Genomic DNA, 21,038 nt, shown 5'->3' with positions numbered 1-21,038 from the left:
TTCATAGTTTTTTTTATTTGGCTTATAAATTATTCAGTTTTGAAGTTTGTATGTTAGCTAATATATGCCATTTGTAGTGTTAAATCTTTTAAAAGAATATTTAAATATAGATGGAAAATTGTGTTATTATAATATTAAGAAAGTAACATTTATCTATATTATTATGCAGTGGTTTATATTTAACTAATAGATAAAATAGAAATTTGAGAGAGGATATATGATTATGATAGAAAATTTTTTGAAAGATATTGAAGAATGGGCAAAAGGAGATTTACATATAGAAAGTGTAATTATAGTAGGTTCTTATGCACGTGGAACCAATAAGAACACTTCTGATATAGACCTTTGCATAATTACATCAAACAAAGAAACTATGATTAAAAATCAAGATTTTACGAAAATATTTGGAAATATTGATAAAAAACAAACTGAATATTATGGAAAGTGTACTTCAATTAGAGTATGGTATAAGGAAGGCAGAGAAATTGAATTTGGTATTGTAGATCCGTCATGGATAGAAAGTCCGTTAGATGCAGGAACGTATAAAGTATTAAGTGATGGCTATAAAGTTAGCATTGATAAAAAACATTATTTCAGTAACTTGGAGATTTCTAAAAGCTAAATTCCAATATGTAGAGTAAATTGGAAAATAGAAATTTATAATTATAAGGTAAGCAAAAATTACTTATATTTGGTGAGGTGAAAAATGGAGATTTGGGATATTTATGACAAGAATAGAATCAAAACCGGTGAAACAATGATAAGAGGAAGTAAATTTAAAGAAAATTCTTATCATATGGTAGTTCATGTTTGCATTTTTAATTCAGATGGAAAGATGCTAATTCAGCAAAGGCAGCCTTTTAAAGAAGGGTGGTCAAATTTGTGGGACATTACTGTTGGTGGCAGTGCTGTATCTGGGGATTGTAGCCAATCAGCAGCTGAACGAGAGGTCCTCGAAGAAATAGGATATAAGCTGAATCTTAAAGATAAACGTCCTTCATTAACAATTAATTTTGAAGATGGGTTTGATGATTTTTATCTAGTGAAACATGATATTGATATTAATGACTTGAAACTACAATATGAAGAAGTTCAAAAGGTTATGTGGGCTGATAAAAATGAAATTATCAATATGATTGATGCAGGATATTTTATACCATATTACAAGAGCTTTATAGAATTATTGTTTGATATGAAGAATTGCATGGGTACTCATAGTAAAAAATAGTATCTAAAAATGAGCATGATGCAAATTAAATAAATTTCAATTTAGCAATTATGTAATATTCCCCAATTCATTTTAATTTTAGTGCAAATCAGCTTTAACAAGTATTAGAGCTTATAGAATTAATATAAAATATGGAGGTTGTTTTATGAAGACATTTATTTTAATTTGTAACATTACTGTTCCATTACTAATGATTAGTATAGGTTTATTATATAAATATAGTCTATATAAAAAGACTAATAAAATATTAGATTTATTTATGCCTATAGCAATGATATTTGCTGGAGCTGGAGATGAGGGTAAAAATCATTTTTATAAGAATACAAACTTACTAGCTTCTGCTAATAAAAAATGTAGTTTAATATGGAGTATTTCGGGGATATGCACATTAGTGATTACTATAATAGTATTAATAGTAAATAAATCTAATATTATTAATGCTAATACTTTTTCTGATATGAGTAATGTAAGTGTTATTATGTTAGAAGTTGAATTTGCAATAGTAGTTGCTGTATTTATAAGCGTAGAATATTTTTTAAAGAAAAAGCTTTATAAAAAAATAGATGCTAATCTTAAACTTTAGCCATATAACTAAATATCAATGTGCATTAGTTTTTTTATAAACTACTTATATAAATAGAAGTTTATCGAACAGCTTGTAAGAAGATTATTTATACTTTGGAGGTTGATATGAAATATATTAAAATAGAGACAGAAAGCATTAATCGAGAACTATTTGCTCACTTTCAGCGTCATCAAAGGGTAACAAAGTGTTGGAGAAAAATTGACGGCAAGTGGGGTATCAAAGAAATTGCTTTTACCGATTACTGGACAGAAGAAGAATACGCTGAACTGTTTATCACTTTAAAAAATACGGCGGCAACTGGTGGATTGGTACTTGGAGCATTCTTGAATAAGGACTTAAAAGGATTTGTATCCATAGAACCTAATCTCTTTGGTAAAAACAAAGAGTATTTGGATTTATCTAATATTCACGTTTCAGAAGACATGCGAGGAAAAGGTATCGGGAAAGAATTGTTTCAACAGGCGAAAATATGGGCAAAAGATTATGGAGCACAGAAACTATATATTTCAGGGCATTCGGCAGTAGAGAGCCAAGCATTCTACCGTGCAATGGGATGTGTGGAAGCACAGGAATACAGTAGGGAACACGTAGAAAAAGAACCATGTGACTGTCAGTTAGAATGTAGAGTATGAGTATAAAATGTAATGACTAAATTCTAATATGTAGATTAGATTGGAAAATGGGAATTTGTATATGAGTTTATATAAAATAGGTTTAATAGGTTTATACTTTTAGGAGAATAAAAATTTATAAGTTATAGTAAAGGAATATTAAATGGTTTATTATTATTTAGAAATTAATGATGAAAATTATATTAAATATAAGTATTATCCAGAAGAAGATTTTGAGCGATTTGCGAAAGAATTAAATTAGCGTTGGTATTGGTATGCTGATCATGCTGTTAGAAGTATAATAAATGATTATTATAAAGGAACTGTTAGAGAAGTTGGAATGATGGCATGGTATTGAGAGGAATACAAATTCCAATTTAAGGTTGATTATTATAAATAGTAAATTTGAAAAGGAGATAATAATGAAGGTATTAGTTAGCGCCTGTATTACAGGGTGTAACTGTAAATATAATGGTGGAAATAATTTAAATCCAAGGGTAGTAGAGTTTTTAAAGGATAAAGAAATAATTGAAATTTGTCCTGAAATGCTAGCTGGAATGAATATTCCAAGGGCTTCTGCTGAAATAGTGGATGGATGTGTTATTGAATGTAATGGTAGAAATGTTCATAGAGAGTATGAAAAAGGTGTTGAATTAGCATTAGAAAAAATAAAAGATGAGAATATTGATTTAGCAATCCTTCAGTCAAGAAGTCCAACTTGTGGAGTTAATCAAATCTATGATGGTAACTTTTCTGGAAAATTAATTAAAGGTAGAGGATTATTTGCTAAGGCATTGATTAAGAATGGCTATAAAGTAATTGATTCAGAAGATATTAGATAAATTCTAATTTTAAATGAAGAATAGTTTAAAAGAATCAGAGGTTAATTATTTAATAATAATTTTTCTGTTTGCAAAGGATCTAACGAAACGTTATCTCCTCTGTAAGCTATTAATTTTACTGGATTTAAGGCTTTTATTAGCTTGAAAAAATATCTACTATTTAAATATGCAGAAAAATATAGCTTTTAGAATTTCCAATTATAATTTTTACTTGACTCAAACAGTACTATATAAATGTTTGGATATAATATGGATTTTATGGTATAATATTGATATTAAATACGAAAGAGGTGCTGAAATGATTAAGTAATCTGTTTTGGAATGACATAGTTTTTAGGCGTACTGAGGGTACGTTTTATTGTGTTGCCAAAGTTAGATTATATATCATGGATGTGCTTAGTTATATAAAAATAAGTACGTTTATTTTGTGTACGTCTAAAAATCATTTGGCAGCAAATGATTTTTTTTATTGGAGGTATATTATGAAAAAACAGCCGTTCTTATTTAGAATGATTTTTGTAATTTTAAGATTAGCGTAGCTTTGGAAAAGTAATAGATGGTTATCCAAAAGCATTGGAGATTATAGAAGATTAAAAAGGGGAGAATTATATGAATAAAAATTTAAATATAAAATTAATAGAAGATAAAATTAATAATATGAAAGAATTTTCAGGTGTCATAAGAATAAATAGAGCTGAAGAGGTATTGTTTGAAAAGGCTTATGGCTTTGCTGATATTTCAAATGATAGGATAAATAATATTAACACAAGGTTCGGAATAGCTTCAGGTGCTAAGTTGTTAACTGCAATTTCTATATGTAAGTTAGTTGAACAAGGAAAACTTAAGTTTGATTCATTATTAAAAGAGTATATAGATTGTGATAATTTTGATGAAAATGTAACAGTAAAGCATTTATTAACGCACACTTCAGGGTTACCAGATTATTTTTATGAAGATTTTACTGAAATAACTATTCCTATGTATATGCTGAAAGAACCAAAAGACTTTCTTCCTTCTATGATAATGCAAAAAAGTGTTTTTAAGGCAGGTGAAAAGTATCAATATAATAACGGAGGATATGTAATTCTAGCCTATATAGTTGAAAAAGTAAGTGGAATGAGATTTGTTGACTTTGTAAAAGAACATATTTTTAATGTTTTAGAAATGAATTCAAGTGGTTATTTTAGTATGGACATGCTACCTAAAAACTGTGCTTATGGATACGAAGAAAATAGTGATGGTACGTTGAAAACTAATATATTTTCGATCCCAATAGTTGGCGGAGGAGATGGTGGAGTTTTTGTAACAGCCAATGATATAAGTAAGCTATGGGATGGATTATTAAATTATAAGTTATTGAATAAGGATATTACTAATGAATTATTGACCCCACAAGTATATGTTCATTATGACGTATACTATGGTTATGGTATTTATATAGTAAAAAGAGATGATGGTATTTATAAATATTTTATAACTGGTGGAGACCCTGGGGTTAGCTTTGAGTCAACAGTATATCCTAATGAAGAAATTGAGGTAACTATACTAGGAAATAGAAAATTTAGTACCTATGAACTATTAATGGAAATAGAAAATATAAATTAGATAATGAACAAATTTGACGTATTTCAAGATATAACCAAATACAAATTTTGCACCTTAAAAGGGAATCAGTTATTTAAAGATGCACTCTTCGATAAATTAGCCATTTGAATTTTAACGGTATAATGTTGTTTGGCACTTATTGGCTTGGGGATAACTAAAGCTATACACAGCCTATCTTTTATAATATTAAGAAAGTAACATTTATCTATATTAAATTATGCAGTGGTTTATATTTAACTAATAGATAAATAGGAATTTCGTCGAGATAAAGTGAATAATTTAATATAATAGTGGTAAGAACTTAAACATTAGTTTTTAAGATAGATAAAAGATTGTTGTGTACAAAAACAAATGCTTAAGAATAAAGAGCCTATAGAAAAAATAATGAAATATACCAAATTTAGTGAAGAAGAGATTCTTAAAATCCAAATATAATAAAAACTTATTGTTGGAAACCTATAGGGTTTCCATTTTTCTTTGTAAAATATAGTCAACATTTATTACATAAATAGAGTATCACTTAATGCATTTAAATATCACCTTACTAATCTTACACTAACTGTAAGTGTTTTATTTTCACCAATCCATTTATAATAATTGTAGAAGATGAAAAATCAAAGTAGATGAAAATACGAGTTTTTTGTTTACTATAAGATATGAAGTGAAAGGTGGTTATAATGAGTGAAAGAATATTTGTTATCTTTTAATTTTTTTATTAATATCACTGACAAATAAATTCTTATGGTGTTTCGAAAAAATACAATACTAGTGATATGAAAGGGAGAGAGTTTGAAATGAAGAAAGTATCCTATATTGGTACTGCTCGCTATCTTGGGGCTATATTAATAGTAATGCAGGGTATTTTACTTGCCTTACTTGCTATTTTTATGCTAAATAGCAAGTATCAAAATCAGTGGAATAAATATTTGAGAACAGATTATGCACTCGATGTGTATCTTCAAAATATTTCTGAGGATCATAAAGACAATATTGAAGAATTTTTACAAAATGAGGCACTTGAAAAAAATCTCTTTATAGCTAGAAAAGATTCAGCGTTAAATAATGAAGGTATATTTTCAGGCTATACTTTTGGCATATATGGTGATGTTGAAAACAATGAGGTTTCATTTGAATTTTATGGTAAAAAAATTATTGAGAAAGATATGCTTAATAACCTCCTTTTATCAGAAGTGGATGAAAGTACTCTTGGTATAGATAAAGGTAGTGTTTACAGTGTTGGTGAAATTCCTTCATTCAGATTTGGACAAAAAACGGTTTTTAAAAAGTTAAACCGTTTAATAGAAGAAAGTGGTACTATCAACGGAGACTACGTTGTCCTTGGATTAAATGATAGTGATAAAAATGCTTTTATACAGGGATTGGCTTTAGCCTGTAATTTGCCCGCTGATGATCTACTCAATGAGAAGAAAGGTTCTTTTCAAGATGATAGTTTTGCAAAAACAATAATACTTGTATTTATTTTTGCTCAGGTAATTTTAAATACTGTGTATTTTATGATTATAACTATACGCAACATAAGTAAAAGTGGTAAATTGGCACTTTTAGGATGGTCAAGAACCGCATATTGTACTGAAACCTTAGGAAGATTTATTGGTTATGCACTGCTAAATATTCCAATTCAAATCGTGATAGGAATTCTGCTTTCTGGTTGGAGCAAAATAACAGGTTTATTTATTAGTTATTTCATATTATTTGCAGTTATAAACCTTATATTGGTAACATTAGAAATAGGAATTTCAGCTATAATTCAGCTATCAATTAGTCCGCTGAATGCAATTAAGGGCAGAATACCAAAAAATATATTGTATATTTTTGGGGTACTGGCGTATATTGGAGTAAGTGCGGGAATTGTGTTTTGTGGTCTTTATGTAGACGGTCCTATGAAGACCATATCAGAAAATGCAAGACTTTCACAAATGTGGAGTAGTGTATCGGAGTTTCAGATTTTAAAGAATATTTCGATTGGGAATGATCAAAGTTCCATTAGTGGAAATTCAAGAGAGATTGATCAAAGTTTTTATGACTGGTACAAAGGGATGTATGATGATAATGGAGTATATCTAATAAATACAAAGTATCACGATAATGAACAGTTAGATGGATGGAAACAAAATAATGTATATGAAGATATTCCTGAAAACCCATTTTGGTATTTTTTATATTCGCCAAATTATATAAAATCTCTGAATTTGAATGTTGATAGTAGTATTCTAAATGAGGCAAAATCAGGAACAAGAGTTTACCTGATACCAGAATCTTATTCAGAAAATGAGAAAGTTAAGATGAAAAACTGGCTCACAGAATCATCAACAAAAATGCCACATGAAGGAGATATCAGTACTGTATTTAATAAAGAAAGGAATGTAAAATTTATAGAATATACTCCTAAAGATAACATGTTTACATGGAATACGGAGTCAACATATGAAAATACATGTACTAATCCGGTTATTTATATATGTACACCAGAAAATATGACTTATTTTGAATCAGAGAGTCTTAGAGCAAACGGCTTTAATGGTTATATAAAATTTGTGAATAAAGCAGTAGCAGAAAAATATCTTGATAATGATATACTTGAAAAATATAAATTGAATGACAATAATCCTCAATTTGTAAATACAGGAAAATATATCGATGGATTACAGAAAGATTTAATGACTACAATTGCATGGTTTGGAGTGGTATTTTTAATATTAACGCTTATCCTTCTAGGGATATTAATTGCTCTTGCAACAGTTTTTAGAATTGCAAATCAGGAAAAAATTAATGTTAAGAAATTTTTAGGCTATGGATTTATTAATTTATATCGCATGCCAATTATTATGCTTATTTCTGTTATATGTATTGAGTTGATTTTTATGCTTATTATGCATTCTAAGTTTGGGTTTCTGTTAATGCTTATCTTGGCAGTTATTCAGATACTTATTTTTTCAAGGTATATGACTAAGTGTGAAATTGAAAACATACGTATGGCGTTTAAAGGAGAGTAGAATTATGGCGAAAGCAATAGAAGTATTAAATGTTACAAAGAAATTTGGGAAAAGATATATATTTAAAAATCTAAATTTGTCCGTTGAAGACGGGGAGTTTATTTCAATTGTTGGACCAAGTGGTTGTGGAAAATCAACTCTCTTAAATATGATAGGTCTTTTAGAATCAAGGGATGCAGGGCAGATTAAGCTAAAAGGAAAAGAAATTCCTAAAATAGAAAGCAACGGAGCTACAATGCTAAGGCGAAATACAATTAATTACTTATTTCAATCATTTGCGTTAATCAATGATATGACAATATATCAGAATCTTTTTCTGGCGATGAATTTCTCTAATATTACTACCAAGGAAAAGGATAAAAGAATAGAGGAAATATTAGAAAAGGTTCATTTAGAAAAATTTAAAGATGAAAAGGTTAATACTCTCTCAGGAGGTGAACAACAAAGAGTGGCACTAGCAAGAACAATACTGAAGCCAGGTGATATAATTCTTGCAGATGAGCCAACTGGATCTTTAGATTCTGCTGCAGCTGAAATAGCATTTAACCTAATTAAGGATTTAAGTAAACAGTATAGAAAGACTGTAATTATGGTTACTCATAGTGAAAATTTAGCAAATCAAGCAGACAGAATAATTAACATCTCAAAATGTTAATTAACTCTAAGAAAATCAACCTTCCATAAATTGATATATGTATTTGTGGAAGGTTTTTTATTATCTAATAAACAAGTGGTTTTTCATTCTTTTGTAGTATATCAATAGAAACTACATACTCTTTTCAGATCGCTATGCAGATATTTAAGACAAATGATTTTGCAATAGAGCTATTTTTGAAATATCTCTCCCCATTTAGTTACTATAATGAGGAAAGTCTGGTTGTGAAATATACATTTGAAATGAACTATTTAATTATCAGTATGGTAGTGATTATGATAACTGGAGGATTAGAATATTTGTTTCTTGCGAAAAAATAGCAAAAAATTGCGAATAAATTGTGGAAGAAAATGGAATATGATAAGATGCTTTTAGGGCTATAACATAAGATGATTACATTTTAATGTTAGAGTATCCAATAATATAAAAGGGGGAAAAAGAAAAAATGAGAACACGCATTACAAAATGGTTGTCAGCGCTTTTGGCAGTAATCATATTATTTCCAGCAATGCCGCTTAAAGCATGGATGTCGGATAACGGTGACGGAACATTCAGCAATCCCGTTATGTGGGGTGACTATCCTGATAATGACATCATCAGAGTAGGCGATACCTATTACATGTCTTCTACCAGTATGCATTTATTCCCGGGATGCCCGATCATGAGTTCCAAAGACCTGGTAAACTGGAAATACGAAAGTTATACATTATCTGAGGAAGCTGCTTTAAAGCTAGCTAAGAACGATGACGGACTGACATTGAAAAATGGAAGAAATGTTTATGACAAAGGGCCATGGGCAACCAGTCTTCGTTACAGCGAAAAACTTAAGAAATTCTATCTTCTGGTTAATATGCAAGATGGCGTAGATTCAGAATATGCAATCCTGTGTGTTGCCGACAAAGCATCCGGACCATGGAACACTTACCGTCTGGATAACCCGGAAGGAGCAATCAAGGGATTATATGATCCGGGGCTGCTCTTTGACAAAGATCCGGTGACAGGCAAAGAAAATGGTGATATTTGGGTTATACATGGACAGGGACGTCTTTTTATGACTAAACTATATGTGGTAAATGGGCAAACAGGTGAACTGGCTATCGACCAAGAACAGAAAAACATTCCGATTTACAATTACCAAGGTGGTTACTTTAATGAAGGATCTCACGTATACAAAATTGGAGATACTTACCATATCATCAGCACACCTACATGGAGCGGAACTTCAACCAAGAAGTCCATTGATATCCAGACAAAAGATCTGGTAAATGGACCTTATAATGTAAAGGATATCATGCGCAGTTATATGAATTTTGGTGAAAATGGCATTCATCAGGGCGGAATTGTAGATGTACCACAGGAAGATGGCTCTTCTGAGTGGTGGTCCGTTATCTTCCAAGACCGTGGTAAACTTGGCCGCGTTCCGACACTTCAGCCTGTTTACTGGGAAGAGGATGAAAACGGCCTGAAATGGCCGATGATGGGTGTGAAAGGACAAAATGGCGATCAAGCAGTGGTTACCATGAAGAAACCGAATACCGGTGCACACACTGAGCCTGAAAAACCTGCTGATTCCGATGAATTTGACAGTGAGATGCTTGGCAATCACTGGCAGTGGAATCATGTCTCAGATCCGGAAAAATGGAGCCTAACAGAGCGGTCTGGATATATGCGCCTTCATACGGCTACCGTAACGGACAACCTCTCTACAGCTCAGAATACATTGCGTCAGAGAGTTGTAGGGCCGGAAAGCTCTGCTACTATTAAGATGGATATTTCCAACATGAAGGATGGAGATATTGCCGGATTATCGGTTATCCAGAGAGACTACAACTACATTGGTGTTACAACAGAGGGCGGGGACAAGAGAGTCATGATTAATGACAAGGGTACGGAACAGATTTCCGAGGCTATTCCTGTCGATACCAAAAATATCTGGTTCCGTGCATCTATGCCGCGTTTTGAGTATCGCACCGAATTTTCTTACAGTCTGGACGGAGAGAGCTTCATCAGACTGGGTGGGCGATATGATATGCATGAAGGCAATTATGTAGGAATGGGATTTGGTGCATTCAATTATGCCACAAAAGAGTTAGGCGGTTATGTGGATTTGGATTACTTCCATATGGACATGCCGGATGACCATGGAAACTACAATACGTTAAATGAAAAAATCGAGGCTGAGAGATACGACAATCAAAGCTATGATACTTCACTTGGAGAGCCAAGTCGGGATTACAATCCGCTGACTGAATGGACAGCAGACTATGCAAATGCAGATAATCTGACCAAAAATGGAGAAGCTTATGATCTGGCACTTGGCAATCTAAGAGAAGGCAACTGGGTTTCGTATAACCGTGTAGACTTCAAAGACGGAGCTGACTGGTTTAACTTCCGTATATCAGGAACAGCAGATGGCGGTCAGATTGAAGTTCGCTTAAATGATGCTCAGGGAGACGTTCTGGCAACGGTAGATGTTCCAAACACCGAAGACCGGGAAACATTCCAGAATGTAGTTGTGCCACTGGAGACCTCATCGACAGGTGTAAATAAAATCTGTCTGGTATATCGCGAAGGTGCACCTGGATCCTGCCGTATCAACTGGTTTATGGCTGGAACAGGAGAACAGCCGCAAGTTCCAGAAGTTCCTGAGAACCTTCAGGCAGAAGCTATAGGAAATACGCAAATTGAATTTTCATGGGACGAAGTTCCGGGAGCAGCAAGTTACGATTTGAAAATCGGAGAGGAAATCGTTACTAACATAACGGGCCCGTATGTGAAAACAGGAATACCGGAAGGTGCATTATACAAGGTGTATGTCCGCGCTAAAAATGAGGGCGGTTATAGTGCATGGAGTCAAGGAGTCGAGGTTTCTACCCCGGTTAATCCGAAGCGTATCCCCCAAAGCAGCATTTCTATTCCAAAATTCTCCAGTGAAGAAGCCGGGGGAGAAGGGCCTAAGAGTGGTTACATCTCTGCTATTTTAGATGGCGATGCCAATACCTTCTGGCATAGTAGATGGAGTTACGAAGTCGCTAAGCCGCCTCACTGGTTTATACTTGATTTAGGAGGTTCTTATGATATAAATCAGATCACCATACTTCCGCGTCAGGGAAGTGGTGATAGATCGAATGGACTGATTCAGAAGTTTACACTTTCCTATAGTACTACAGGCATGAAAGATGAAGATTTTACTACTATAGGACAAAAAGAACTTCCACTAAATGAGAAATTGCAGACCATCGACTTTGACACTGTTCATGCACGCTATCTGAAAGTATATATTGATGAAAGCTGGAATGATTTTGCATCTCTGGCAGAGATAGAAGTTTTCCGAAGCGAAGTGGACATTGTAAGTAAAGATGGTTTAATAGAGGTGGTAGAAGAAGTTAAAAATTTAAACAAAGCTGATTATACAGATTTATCATGGGAAGTACTAGAAAAAGCTTTAGAAGCTGCAAATGTTGTATTAGCTAATGAAGAGGCAACTCAAGGAGAGGTAGATGTTGCAAAAGAAGTCTTAGAAGCCGCAATTGAAGCCTTAGAAAAAGTGACAGTAAATATATTTAAGAAACATTTAGAAATTGCTGTAGAAGAGGCTAATAAATTAACTGAAGAAGAGCTTTCTAAAGTTGTTCCAGTTGTAGTTAAGGAGTTTAAAGATGCATTAGCAGAAGCAGAAGCTCTATTAGCAAATAATGATGCAACTCAAGATGAGGTAAATATATCCTTTGATAGATTAAGTAAAGTAATGCAAATGTTATCCTTTGAAAAAGGTGATAAGGAATCGCTTATTTCATTAATTGATAAAATTAATGGGTTAGATGCAGATGAGTATCTTTCAGCAACGTGGGAAAAGCTACAAAAGCAATTAGAAATTGCAAACAAGATAGTTTCTGATGAAAATGCTTTAGAGGCAGAAGTAATGAAGACTTATGAAGATTTAATAAGGTCATTCTTAGAGTTAAGATTAAAACCAAATAAGGATAGATTACAAGAGTTAATAGATAAGGCAAATAGTATTGATAGAAATAAATATACTGAAAAGAGCTTAAAGAATTTAGACAATGTATTAGCAAATGCAAGAAACATATTTGCTAATGAAGAAGCTACAGAAAAGGAAGTAGCTAAAGCAGAAAAAGACCTTGAGGTAGCATTAGCTAGTTTAACAGAAAAAGATAATAATAACGGCAACAATGACAATGAAGGACAAAATAACGGTGGCAACAAAAATAATGGTAAAAAACCAAATAAAGGTGATAAATTACCAAATACAGGAGGAACACCAGCGGTGGCTGTAGGGCTATTTGGAACACTTATTTCAGCTATAGGTATTTCAATTTTTAAAAAGAAAAAAGAAAATATGTAATAATGTAAGAAAAGAAGGCTATTGTTTAAATGCAATAGCCTTAGCTTTTTGTTTTGATTGTATAGAGTTAGAAAAATATAAAGATAAGTTCATCATAAGCAGAGTTGTAGCGACTATCAAACCTATGAAACCAATAAAATTAGATAGAGTTAAACTAAAAGGTAAAAATTATATAATAAAAGATAAACAGGGATTTATAAAATAATCTTATGGTGGATAAGATGGTAATTGCTGAAAGAATTCAAATAAGTAGAGTAACTGAAAAATAGAACTTTATTTATGTATTTAGAAATAGAAACTAATGTATTATATTGTGCGTTAGATAAATAGGAATATGTAAATGAGAACGGATAAATATTATTTATTTTGAAATATGAAAGGAATGAAACTATTGAGAAAAATATTTCTAATAATATCAATTTACTTATTGTTCTTAGGTGGATGTTCTAAATCAAAATATCCTAATAATTATCTAGCAATGACAATAGAGTATAATGGTGAAAATTTTAAAACAGAAATAAATGAGGTAACATGAGATTCAACACTTGAATCTACTCATTTTGTAAGTTATGTAATTAAACTTAATGTAATGTAAAGCATTCATCCACTTTTTTTATTATCAACAAAAGGTTTGTTGGAATAAAATTGGAAAAAGTGTTAATATAAGATTAACTAATTAATTAAGATTTGTATTAAATTGTAAGTTAGTTTTTTATTTAACTAATAGATAAAATAGGAATTTATAGAGAGTTATATGATTATTGATAAGGAGTAGAGTTTATGAAAGCAATTATTTTAGTAGACAATATAGCAAGTGAACAACTAAAAGATGAATGGGGACTTGCTATTTTTATAGAATATGAGGGCAAAAATATTCTGTTGGATACTGGTGGTTCTAAGCTTTATTTGGATAATGCGAAGGAACTCGATGTAGATATAAGAAAAGTAGACTACGGCGTGTTATCCCACGCTCATTATGACCACGCAAACGGCATGGAAAGCTTTTTTCATGAAAACAAAGAAGCAAAATTTTATTTGCGTGCAGGCAGCGGGGAAAACTGCTACTTAAAGTTTGGGATATTCAGTCGCTATATAGGAATTCGCAAAGGCACCTTGGAAACTTACAAGGATAGAATCGTATTTGTAGATGGAGATTACGAGCTGATTCCAGGAGTTACCTTAATACCTCATAAAACATCCAATCTAGCTATGATTGGGAAAAAGAATAAGATGTATATAAAAAAAGAAAGAAAATGGTATCCTGATGATTTTTCTCACGAACAGAGTATTGTTTTTGAGACAGAAAAGGGACTGGTCATCTTAAATAGTTGTTCTCATGCAGGTGCAGATCTTATTATCCATGAGGTGGCAAACACTTTTCCCGATAAGTATATTTATGCTATAATTGGAGGTTTTCATTTATACAATGCATCTCATGAGGAAGTAAAAGCTTTTGCTAATAGGGTAAAAGACACTGGTATTGAAAAAGTATATACCGGCCATTGTACTGGAGCAAAGTCATATCGGATTTTGAAGGAGCAGTTAGGGGAGAAACTGGAGCAGTTTAAGGTTGGATTGACTATCGAGATATAGAGAACGCACTGCTATATGAGATAGTATGGTTGGTAAAAAGTATGATATAATTAGCAATTCGTCAAATATCAATATGTAGATTAGATTGGAAAATAGAAATTTATTAGTAATATTATTCTTGGTAAGATAATTATTAAATTTTAACTTTTGCTAAATGATTTAACAAATTAACTAGGAGGTAATATATATGCTAAATAAAAAGAAAATAGAGAGGTCAGGTTATGGGTTAGCAGTAGTTTTTTTATACTAGAAATGATTATTCTTTACACATATAGAGAGATAACTCTTCTTTCTAATTTATTGTTAACTATTGCATTTATTCTATTAGTTGCTACAACTGTTTACAAATATTGTTTTAATAAATAATTTAAACTATTACAAAACAAATTCCAATTTTTTAAGGAGTTTTATTGTAAGTTACATTGTGACTAGGTATGTTATTATAATATTATGAAATCTATATTAAATTATGCAGTAGTTTATATTTAACTAATAGATAAATAGTAATTTGTAGAGAAGGTGAAGTCATGAATATATTTTTACGTATGCATCCAAAGAATCGCTTATCCTCTGTGCAACTATAAAATTAATATTGTACAGAGGAGTGTATATTAAATGAATAGATTAAATAAACCAGTTATTACGAAAGAAACAATCAAAGCAATGGAGGATATGTCATTTTTTACCCATGCTAAGATTTTTGACGATTTGCTAATTGTTGCACAAAAACAAACAAATTGTTTTGTATTAAAGACAAGTGATGGGTTGATAGTAATAGATGCTATTTGGCCAGCAAAAAAAGCTTTTGAGGCAATATTAGATGGGATTAAAGATGTAGGGTGGAATCCTGATACAATAAAAAAGCTGGTTTTGACACATGGACATGTTGATCATACAGGATGTGGGAGATGGTTTGTTGAAAAATATCATGTTGATACATATCTTTCTAAAGTAGATGATATTTTTTGGAAAGAACATCCGGCAAAGCCTGATAGACCGGAAACATGGAAAGATTACAAAATTGATGCTTATATTCAGGATGGTGATACCATAACATTAGGTGATAAAACAATATATGTTTATGGTACTCCTGGTCATACTCCGGGAGGATTAAGTTACATATTTCCTGTAAAAGAAGATGGAGAAATACATATGGCAGCATTATGGGGAGGTACGACACCACCATGGACAAAGAATGAAGTGAAACAATATCTCAAGTCATTGGATTACTTTATTAGTGAAGCAATGCGTAAAAAAGTAGATGTGGCTTTAAGCAATCATACAGCTGTAGATAATGGTTTGGAACGTATTATGTATTCAAAAACAAGAATGGACTATATGCCCAATATTTATATTATCGGGGAGGATGGGTTTCAAAATTATTGTCAGGTATTTCGTACATTGAGTTATGAGATGATGGAAAAATTATGAGCATAACACGAAGTCGACAAATTCCAATATGTAGATTAGATTGGGAAATGGGAATTTGTAGAAGAACGCTAGAAGAATATATATTCACAATAAGTAGTGGAGCTTCTTAAAATGAATTATGATAAAGAGTAAATTGAGATGAAATTGGAACATGTGGGAGGAGATAAATTGATTAAATACGAAATTCCTGAGATTTTAAAAGAGCATGAAAATATAATAAAAAGAACTTTTAGGTATAGTAATGAGATAGGTTTTAAATGTGAAAAAACAAAACCATGGGAGAGTAAATTAGGTGGATGTCCATATTTAAAAAATATTAGAGAGTATCCAATAGATGAAGAGGGAACCCCTATGTTATTTTTAGCACAAATAAATCTATCAGACCTTGAAAAGCTAGATGAGCTACCAGAAAAAGGGTTATTGCAGTTTTTTATTGTAAATGATGATATGTTTGGTTTAGAAAGTCCTATTGTAGTAAAATATATAGAAGATTATGAAGAAAGTGAAGTACAATTAATAAAGGAAAATCCTTATGAAAATAATGAAGGATATAAGCAAGGGCTACCTTTTTCAAATAATGGAAAAATGTATTTTGAAATAAGGGAAATGCCTATGTCTTCTTCATTAGATTTATTTGAAAAACTTTTTAAGAATGAGCTTTCAGAAGAAGAATATGAGAAACTGAGTGAGGATTGTTATAGCTGTGACAGCAGAATTGGAGGTTATCCATATTTTGTGCAGAATGATTATTTAGGTTTTAATGATGAGGATTTTCTTTTATTGCAGCTGGATATAGATGATGAATGTGGTATTATGTTTGGAGATTCTGGAAATTGTATTTTTTCTATTCCAAAGGATGCTTTGAAGAATAAGGATTTTTCAAAAGTAATGTATGATTGGCAATGCTGCTAGATTATAAAAATCATATATAGATGCTTATTTGTTGAATAGATAATAACTATACAATATTGTTAAATTCCAATTTTGTCGAGTTAATTTAAATATAGATTATAAATAAAAAGATAAATGAAGAGTCAATGGAGGAGCTTGTTTTATGGAATGGTATGAAGTTAAAGAACAAAGAGATATTGACTATTTGCTTAAAGAATATTGTGGTTTTCATGATTCATGCTTAGTTGAATTGAATTATAAAAGTGGTGCATATGTAGATAAAGAAAGAAGTATGTGTTTCGGAACATCTGAAGAAAGAGAACTTCATATGATTTTCCAAAGCCAATGTACTGGAATTATGTTGGAATTATTGTTTACTAATGTGAAAAAATTTCATGTAGCAGGTTGGCAAGAGTATTATAGTTGTGACATTTTCGATTGCTATTTAGAGATACGCAATGATTTGATAATGGGCAGAGATAACAATTTAATTGTTTGGGCAGATACTGAGGGTTTCAATCCAAAAGAAGAAGTAGAAAGATATATATTAAATGAACAAATGACTACATATGTCATTGCAGCCAATTTAAAATGGAGATATCTATTAAGTAGATAAATAAATCTTTGGTAGAGAGGTTATAACAAACTCCAATTTGTCTAAAAAATAAGCTGGAATTAAATGCATCAGATATATTGGACTTAGTTCAAAGTAACTATATTTCTATTGAAATTTTTGAGCATAATTTATTCAATTATCAACAATAAATTATTTAATAAAAATTATATAAAATAAATTGAATAATATACAAAATGTGGTATAATAAAGAAAAATATCTTGAAAGGGGATAGTAAGTTATGACACCAGCTAATTGCTAATATTAATTGAAATATAATTTAAAATTATTTTAATTTAATATGTATTTTATAATGAGTTTTAATTTGCCTAATTATTTAGGTTTAATTGTTGTACTCTTTATGGAATAAGGCGTTAGAAGGTAACTTACTTTACTGAAATTCAAGATTATAAATTATAGTATATATGTTTAATAAGATTTCTATATTAATAGTGTGCAATATTTATGTATTGCCATTAATTTAAGTATAGTTTTATTGTTGAAACTTATAGGATAATAAAAGATTTTCAGACTGTAGGAAGATAAGAGCTTCTTACAGTTTTTTTATTTTTCAAAATTAAGGACATATGAAAAGATTAAGTATTACATTGTAGAATTATGTGGACGTAAATTATACATGGAAAAGTAATTGGGATAGATTAATTATTTTTTAGTCCTTAATTGAGCACTTAGGTGTTAAGTTAATAAAATATAAAGGTTAGTAATGTTCTTTGTCTATCCATTTAGAGGATTAAGGCATCTGAAAATAAATAACAAGTCAAAGATGGGAAGTATATTTTGGATTAGACAAGGAAATAGGTTCCGCAGATAGTATCACTATCTAAGGGTTCTGTTGACGCAGTATAACACAAAATAGACGAGCATTCTGACTTATTTATTTTTTGAAGATGCCTAAAAGAAGTAATGGATGAAAGAAGGAATTTTTATGTTTGAATTATCGTTAATTAATGTAAAAAAATATATGGAAGCAACTCTTGTACTTAAGGATATAAGTTTTCAAGTATATTCAGGTGAGAAAGTTGGTATAGTAGGAGTTAATGGAAGTGGAAAGAGTACTATTTTAAAGTTAATAGCTGGAATATTACCAATGGATTATTGTGTAGGATATCCAGGAGCTACAAGTCCAGGTTATGATGAAGGTTTTATTAATAAACCAAAAGAAGCTACTTGTGCTTATCTTGAACAAATCCCTCAGTATGAAGATTGTATAAAGGTTATTGATGTTTTAAAGTTAGCATTTGAAGAAGTTTATAGCATAGAAAAGAAAATGCGTAAATTAGAAAAGGAAATGAAATTTTTAGAAGAAGCAACTTTAGAAAAAGCTTTAAAGCAGTATAGCCAATTAGTTGAAGCTTATGAAGTTAAAGGTGGATATAGTACTGAAGAGAAGTTATCAAAGATTTGTACAGGATTAAAATTTAGTGAAAGCTTTTTAAATAAAGAATTTAATTTGTTAAGTGGTGGTGAAAAAACTACAGTTATCCTTGGTAAGCTTTTAATTGATAATCCAGATATATTACTATTAGATGAGCCTACAAATCATCTTGATATGGACTCAATTGAATGGCTTGAAACTTATCTTAAGAGCTACAATGGTATTGTGATTATCGTATCTCACGACAGATATTTTTTAGATAATGTAGTATCAAAAATTATAGAAATTGAAGATATGAAAAGCAAGACCTATAAAGGTAATTATTCTGATTTTGCAAAGCAAAAAGAAGAAAATATGATTGAACAGTTTCATCAATATAGAGAGCAGCAAAAGGAAATTAAGAATATAGAAAACACCATAAAAGATCTTAGGGACTGGGCAATAAGGGCAGATAATAATAAATTCTTTAAGCGAGCTGCAAGTTTAGAAAAAAGACTTGATAAGATGTTAAATAGTGATACAGAAAGTAATAATAGTTATAGAACTAGAGGTGGATATGTAAGAACTGAAAAACCAAAGTTTGAAAGAAAGACTATGAAGCTTAATTTTAAGGAAAGTGAAAGATCTGGTAATCAGACAATAAAGGCTTTAGGACTTTCTAAAGCTTTTGAAGATAAGGTTATTTTAAAAGATGTTGATTTACTGATTAATTATGGAGAAAGAGCAGCATTAATTGGTCCTAATGGTAGTGGTAAAACTACTTTTCTTAAGATGATTTTAGGTGAAGAACAGCAAGATGCAGGGGTAGTAGAATTAGGTTCTAATGTAAAGGTGGGGTATTTGCCACAGAAAATTACCTTTAATAATGAGGAACTTACTGTTCTAGAGTGCTTTAGAGAAGATATTTCAATACTGGAAGGAAAAGCACGTGAATATTTATCTAAATTTATGTTTTTTGGAAACAGTGTATTTAAAAAAGTAAAGCACTTATCTGGAGGAGAGAGAATAAGACTAAAGCTTAGTATGCTATTATATGAGGATGTAAATTTATTGATACTAGATGAGCCTACAAATCATCTTGACATTGATTCAATAGAAACCTTTGAAGAGGCTTTAGAAGACTTTAAAGGAACAATATTTTTCATATCTCATGATAGATATTTTATTAATAAAATAAGTAAAAGAGTAATTGCAATTGAAAAAAATGGCTTTATTAGTTATCCAGGAAATTATGATTACTATAAAGAAATAAAAGAGGAGTTAAAGCTAAAGGCTGAGAATAATGAAAAAGAGAAGACTGAAAATGGCAAGAAGTTAAACAATAATGATGAAAATAAAAATGGGAAAAAGCTTAAGAAGCAGACTAATTTTGATGAAACCAAAAAGAAAGAGGCTGAAAAAGCTAAAGTTGAAAAAAAGGTAGAAGCTCTTGAAGGAGAGATTGAAGAAATTGACTTAGCTATGGCTGACTTAAATATGCATTATGATGAGCTTAATAAATTGTACGCAAGGAAAGAAGCATTAATAGAAGAGTTAGATGCTGTTATGGAAATATGGTTAAGTCTTAATAGCTAACATTGTATTTCAGGTCTATTATTTATTGAATTTTGTATAAAAGCCATTACGGTGAAAATTAACTGTAATGGCTTTTTTATATATAATTAGAGAAATGTAATTGTATAGTCAAAATATAATATTTAAAACTGGAATTAAGAGGGATCGAAGGATCCCTTTTATTTTTTGTAAATACTAGAAAAAGTAATTTGGAAAAATTTTTAAAAAGTACTTTACCTGTCGTAGTAATTGTGTTATTACATTACTACGATAGATGAAGTAATAACTATATCTGTCGTAGTAGTAATTTAAGAGGGTGATAATTTGATTAGTAGTGACATAATCAGAGGATACAACGATACAATAATATTAAGCATTCTTTTAGAGGGAGATTCCTATGGTTATGAAATTTCAAAAAATATAAGAAATATAACTAACGAAGAATATGTTATTAAGGAAACAACTCTTTACTCAGCTTTTAGTAGACTAGAGAAAAATGGATTTGTTGAATCTTACTTTAAGGATGAAACCTTTGGAAAAAGAAGAACTTACTTTAAGATAACAGAAAAGGGAAGAGAGTTTTATAAGGAAAAATGTGTAGAATGGAAGCTTACACAAAATGTAATAAATAAATTTGTTAAGGAGTTGTAAG

General features: G+C 30.7%; 16 protein-coding genes. All 16 read left to right on the top strand.

The window, feature by feature from the left end; translation table 11 throughout:
* Nucleotides 1-217 precede the first annotated feature (217 nt).
* The 16 genes from ACYUEX_RS06775 to ACYUEX_RS06700 all read left to right on the top strand — a co-directional run bounded on the left by ACYUEX_RS06775 (nucleotide 218) and on the right by ACYUEX_RS06700 (nucleotide 21,037).
* Nucleotides 218-622 carry a nucleotidyltransferase domain-containing protein gene (locus tag ACYUEX_RS06775; RefSeq protein WP_460287207.1) on the top strand — a complete coding sequence of 135 codons (405 nt, stop codon included), beginning with the start codon at nucleotides 218-220 and terminating at the stop codon, nucleotides 620-622.
* An 84-nt stretch (nucleotides 623-706) separates the two neighbouring features.
* A complete protein-coding gene (locus tag ACYUEX_RS06770) occupies nucleotides 707-1,228 on the top strand; it encodes an NUDIX hydrolase (protein WP_460287206.1) in 522 nt (173 codons plus the stop codon).
* A gap of 145 nt (nucleotides 1,229-1,373) precedes the next feature.
* Nucleotides 1,374-1,811, top strand: a complete 438-nt coding sequence (locus tag ACYUEX_RS06765) for a hypothetical protein (RefSeq protein ID WP_460287204.1) — start codon at nucleotides 1,374-1,376, stop codon at nucleotides 1,809-1,811.
* A gap of 107 nt (nucleotides 1,812-1,918) precedes the next feature.
* On the top strand, nucleotides 1,919-2,446 hold the full coding sequence (locus tag ACYUEX_RS06760; protein WP_460287203.1) for a GNAT family N-acetyltransferase: 528 nt from the start codon (nucleotides 1,919-1,921) through the stop codon (nucleotides 2,444-2,446).
* A gap of 401 nt (nucleotides 2,447-2,847) precedes the next feature.
* Complete coding sequence (locus tag ACYUEX_RS06755) at nucleotides 2,848-3,267, top strand: 2-thiouracil desulfurase family protein (protein WP_460287202.1); 420 nt, start codon at nucleotides 2,848-2,850, stop codon at nucleotides 3,265-3,267.
* Nucleotides 3,268-3,876: 609 nt separating this feature from the next.
* Nucleotides 3,877-4,872, top strand: coding sequence for a serine hydrolase domain-containing protein (locus ACYUEX_RS06750; protein ID WP_460287201.1), 996 nt, complete (start codon nucleotides 3,877-3,879; stop codon nucleotides 4,870-4,872).
* Nucleotides 4,873-5,666: 794 nt separating this feature from the next.
* A complete protein-coding gene (locus ACYUEX_RS06745; protein ID WP_460287200.1) occupies nucleotides 5,667-7,886 on the top strand; it encodes a hypothetical protein in 2,220 nt (739 codons plus the stop codon).
* Between the two features lie 4 nt (nucleotides 7,887-7,890).
* Nucleotides 7,891-8,541, top strand: coding sequence for an ABC transporter ATP-binding protein (locus ACYUEX_RS06740; protein ID WP_411167802.1), 651 nt, complete (start codon nucleotides 7,891-7,893; stop codon nucleotides 8,539-8,541).
* Nucleotides 8,542-8,986: 445 nt separating this feature from the next.
* A complete protein-coding gene (locus ACYUEX_RS06735) occupies nucleotides 8,987-12,907 on the top strand; it encodes a beta-xylosidase family glycoside hydrolase (protein ID WP_460287199.1) in 3,921 nt (1,306 codons plus the stop codon).
* A gap of 391 nt (nucleotides 12,908-13,298) precedes the next feature.
* Nucleotides 13,299-13,442 (top strand): hypothetical protein, encoded by a 144-nt coding sequence (locus tag ACYUEX_RS06730; RefSeq protein WP_460287198.1) that lies wholly within the window; start codon nucleotides 13,299-13,301, stop codon nucleotides 13,440-13,442.
* Between the two features lie 245 nt (nucleotides 13,443-13,687).
* Nucleotides 13,688-14,500 carry an MBL fold metallo-hydrolase gene (locus ACYUEX_RS06725; protein ID WP_460287197.1) on the top strand — a complete coding sequence of 271 codons (813 nt, stop codon included), beginning with the start codon at nucleotides 13,688-13,690 and terminating at the stop codon, nucleotides 14,498-14,500.
* A gap of 615 nt (nucleotides 14,501-15,115) precedes the next feature.
* Nucleotides 15,116-15,931 (top strand): MBL fold metallo-hydrolase, encoded by an 816-nt coding sequence (locus ACYUEX_RS06720; RefSeq protein WP_460287196.1) that lies wholly within the window; start codon nucleotides 15,116-15,118, stop codon nucleotides 15,929-15,931.
* 168 nt (nucleotides 15,932-16,099) lie between these two features.
* A complete protein-coding gene (locus ACYUEX_RS06715) occupies nucleotides 16,100-16,843 on the top strand; it encodes a YwqG family protein (RefSeq protein WP_460287195.1) in 744 nt (247 codons plus the stop codon).
* A 142-nt stretch (nucleotides 16,844-16,985) separates the two neighbouring features.
* A complete protein-coding gene (locus ACYUEX_RS06710) occupies nucleotides 16,986-17,438 on the top strand; it encodes a hypothetical protein (protein WP_460287194.1) in 453 nt (150 codons plus the stop codon).
* 944 nt (nucleotides 17,439-18,382) lie between these two features.
* On the top strand, nucleotides 18,383-20,407 hold the full coding sequence (abc-f, locus tag ACYUEX_RS06705; RefSeq protein WP_460287193.1) for a ribosomal protection-like ABC-F family protein: 2,025 nt from the start codon (nucleotides 18,383-18,385) through the stop codon (nucleotides 20,405-20,407).
* 303 nt (nucleotides 20,408-20,710) lie between these two features.
* Nucleotides 20,711-21,037 (top strand): PadR family transcriptional regulator, encoded by a 327-nt coding sequence (locus tag ACYUEX_RS06700; RefSeq protein ID WP_460287192.1) that lies wholly within the window; start codon nucleotides 20,711-20,713, stop codon nucleotides 21,035-21,037.
* Nucleotide 21,038: the final 1 nt, after the last annotated feature.

The organism is Clostridium sp. CTA-7, assembly GCF_054768095.1.
The sequence above is the reverse complement of the archived record's forward strand: the minus strand, read 5'-3'. Positions and strand labels throughout refer to the sequence as shown.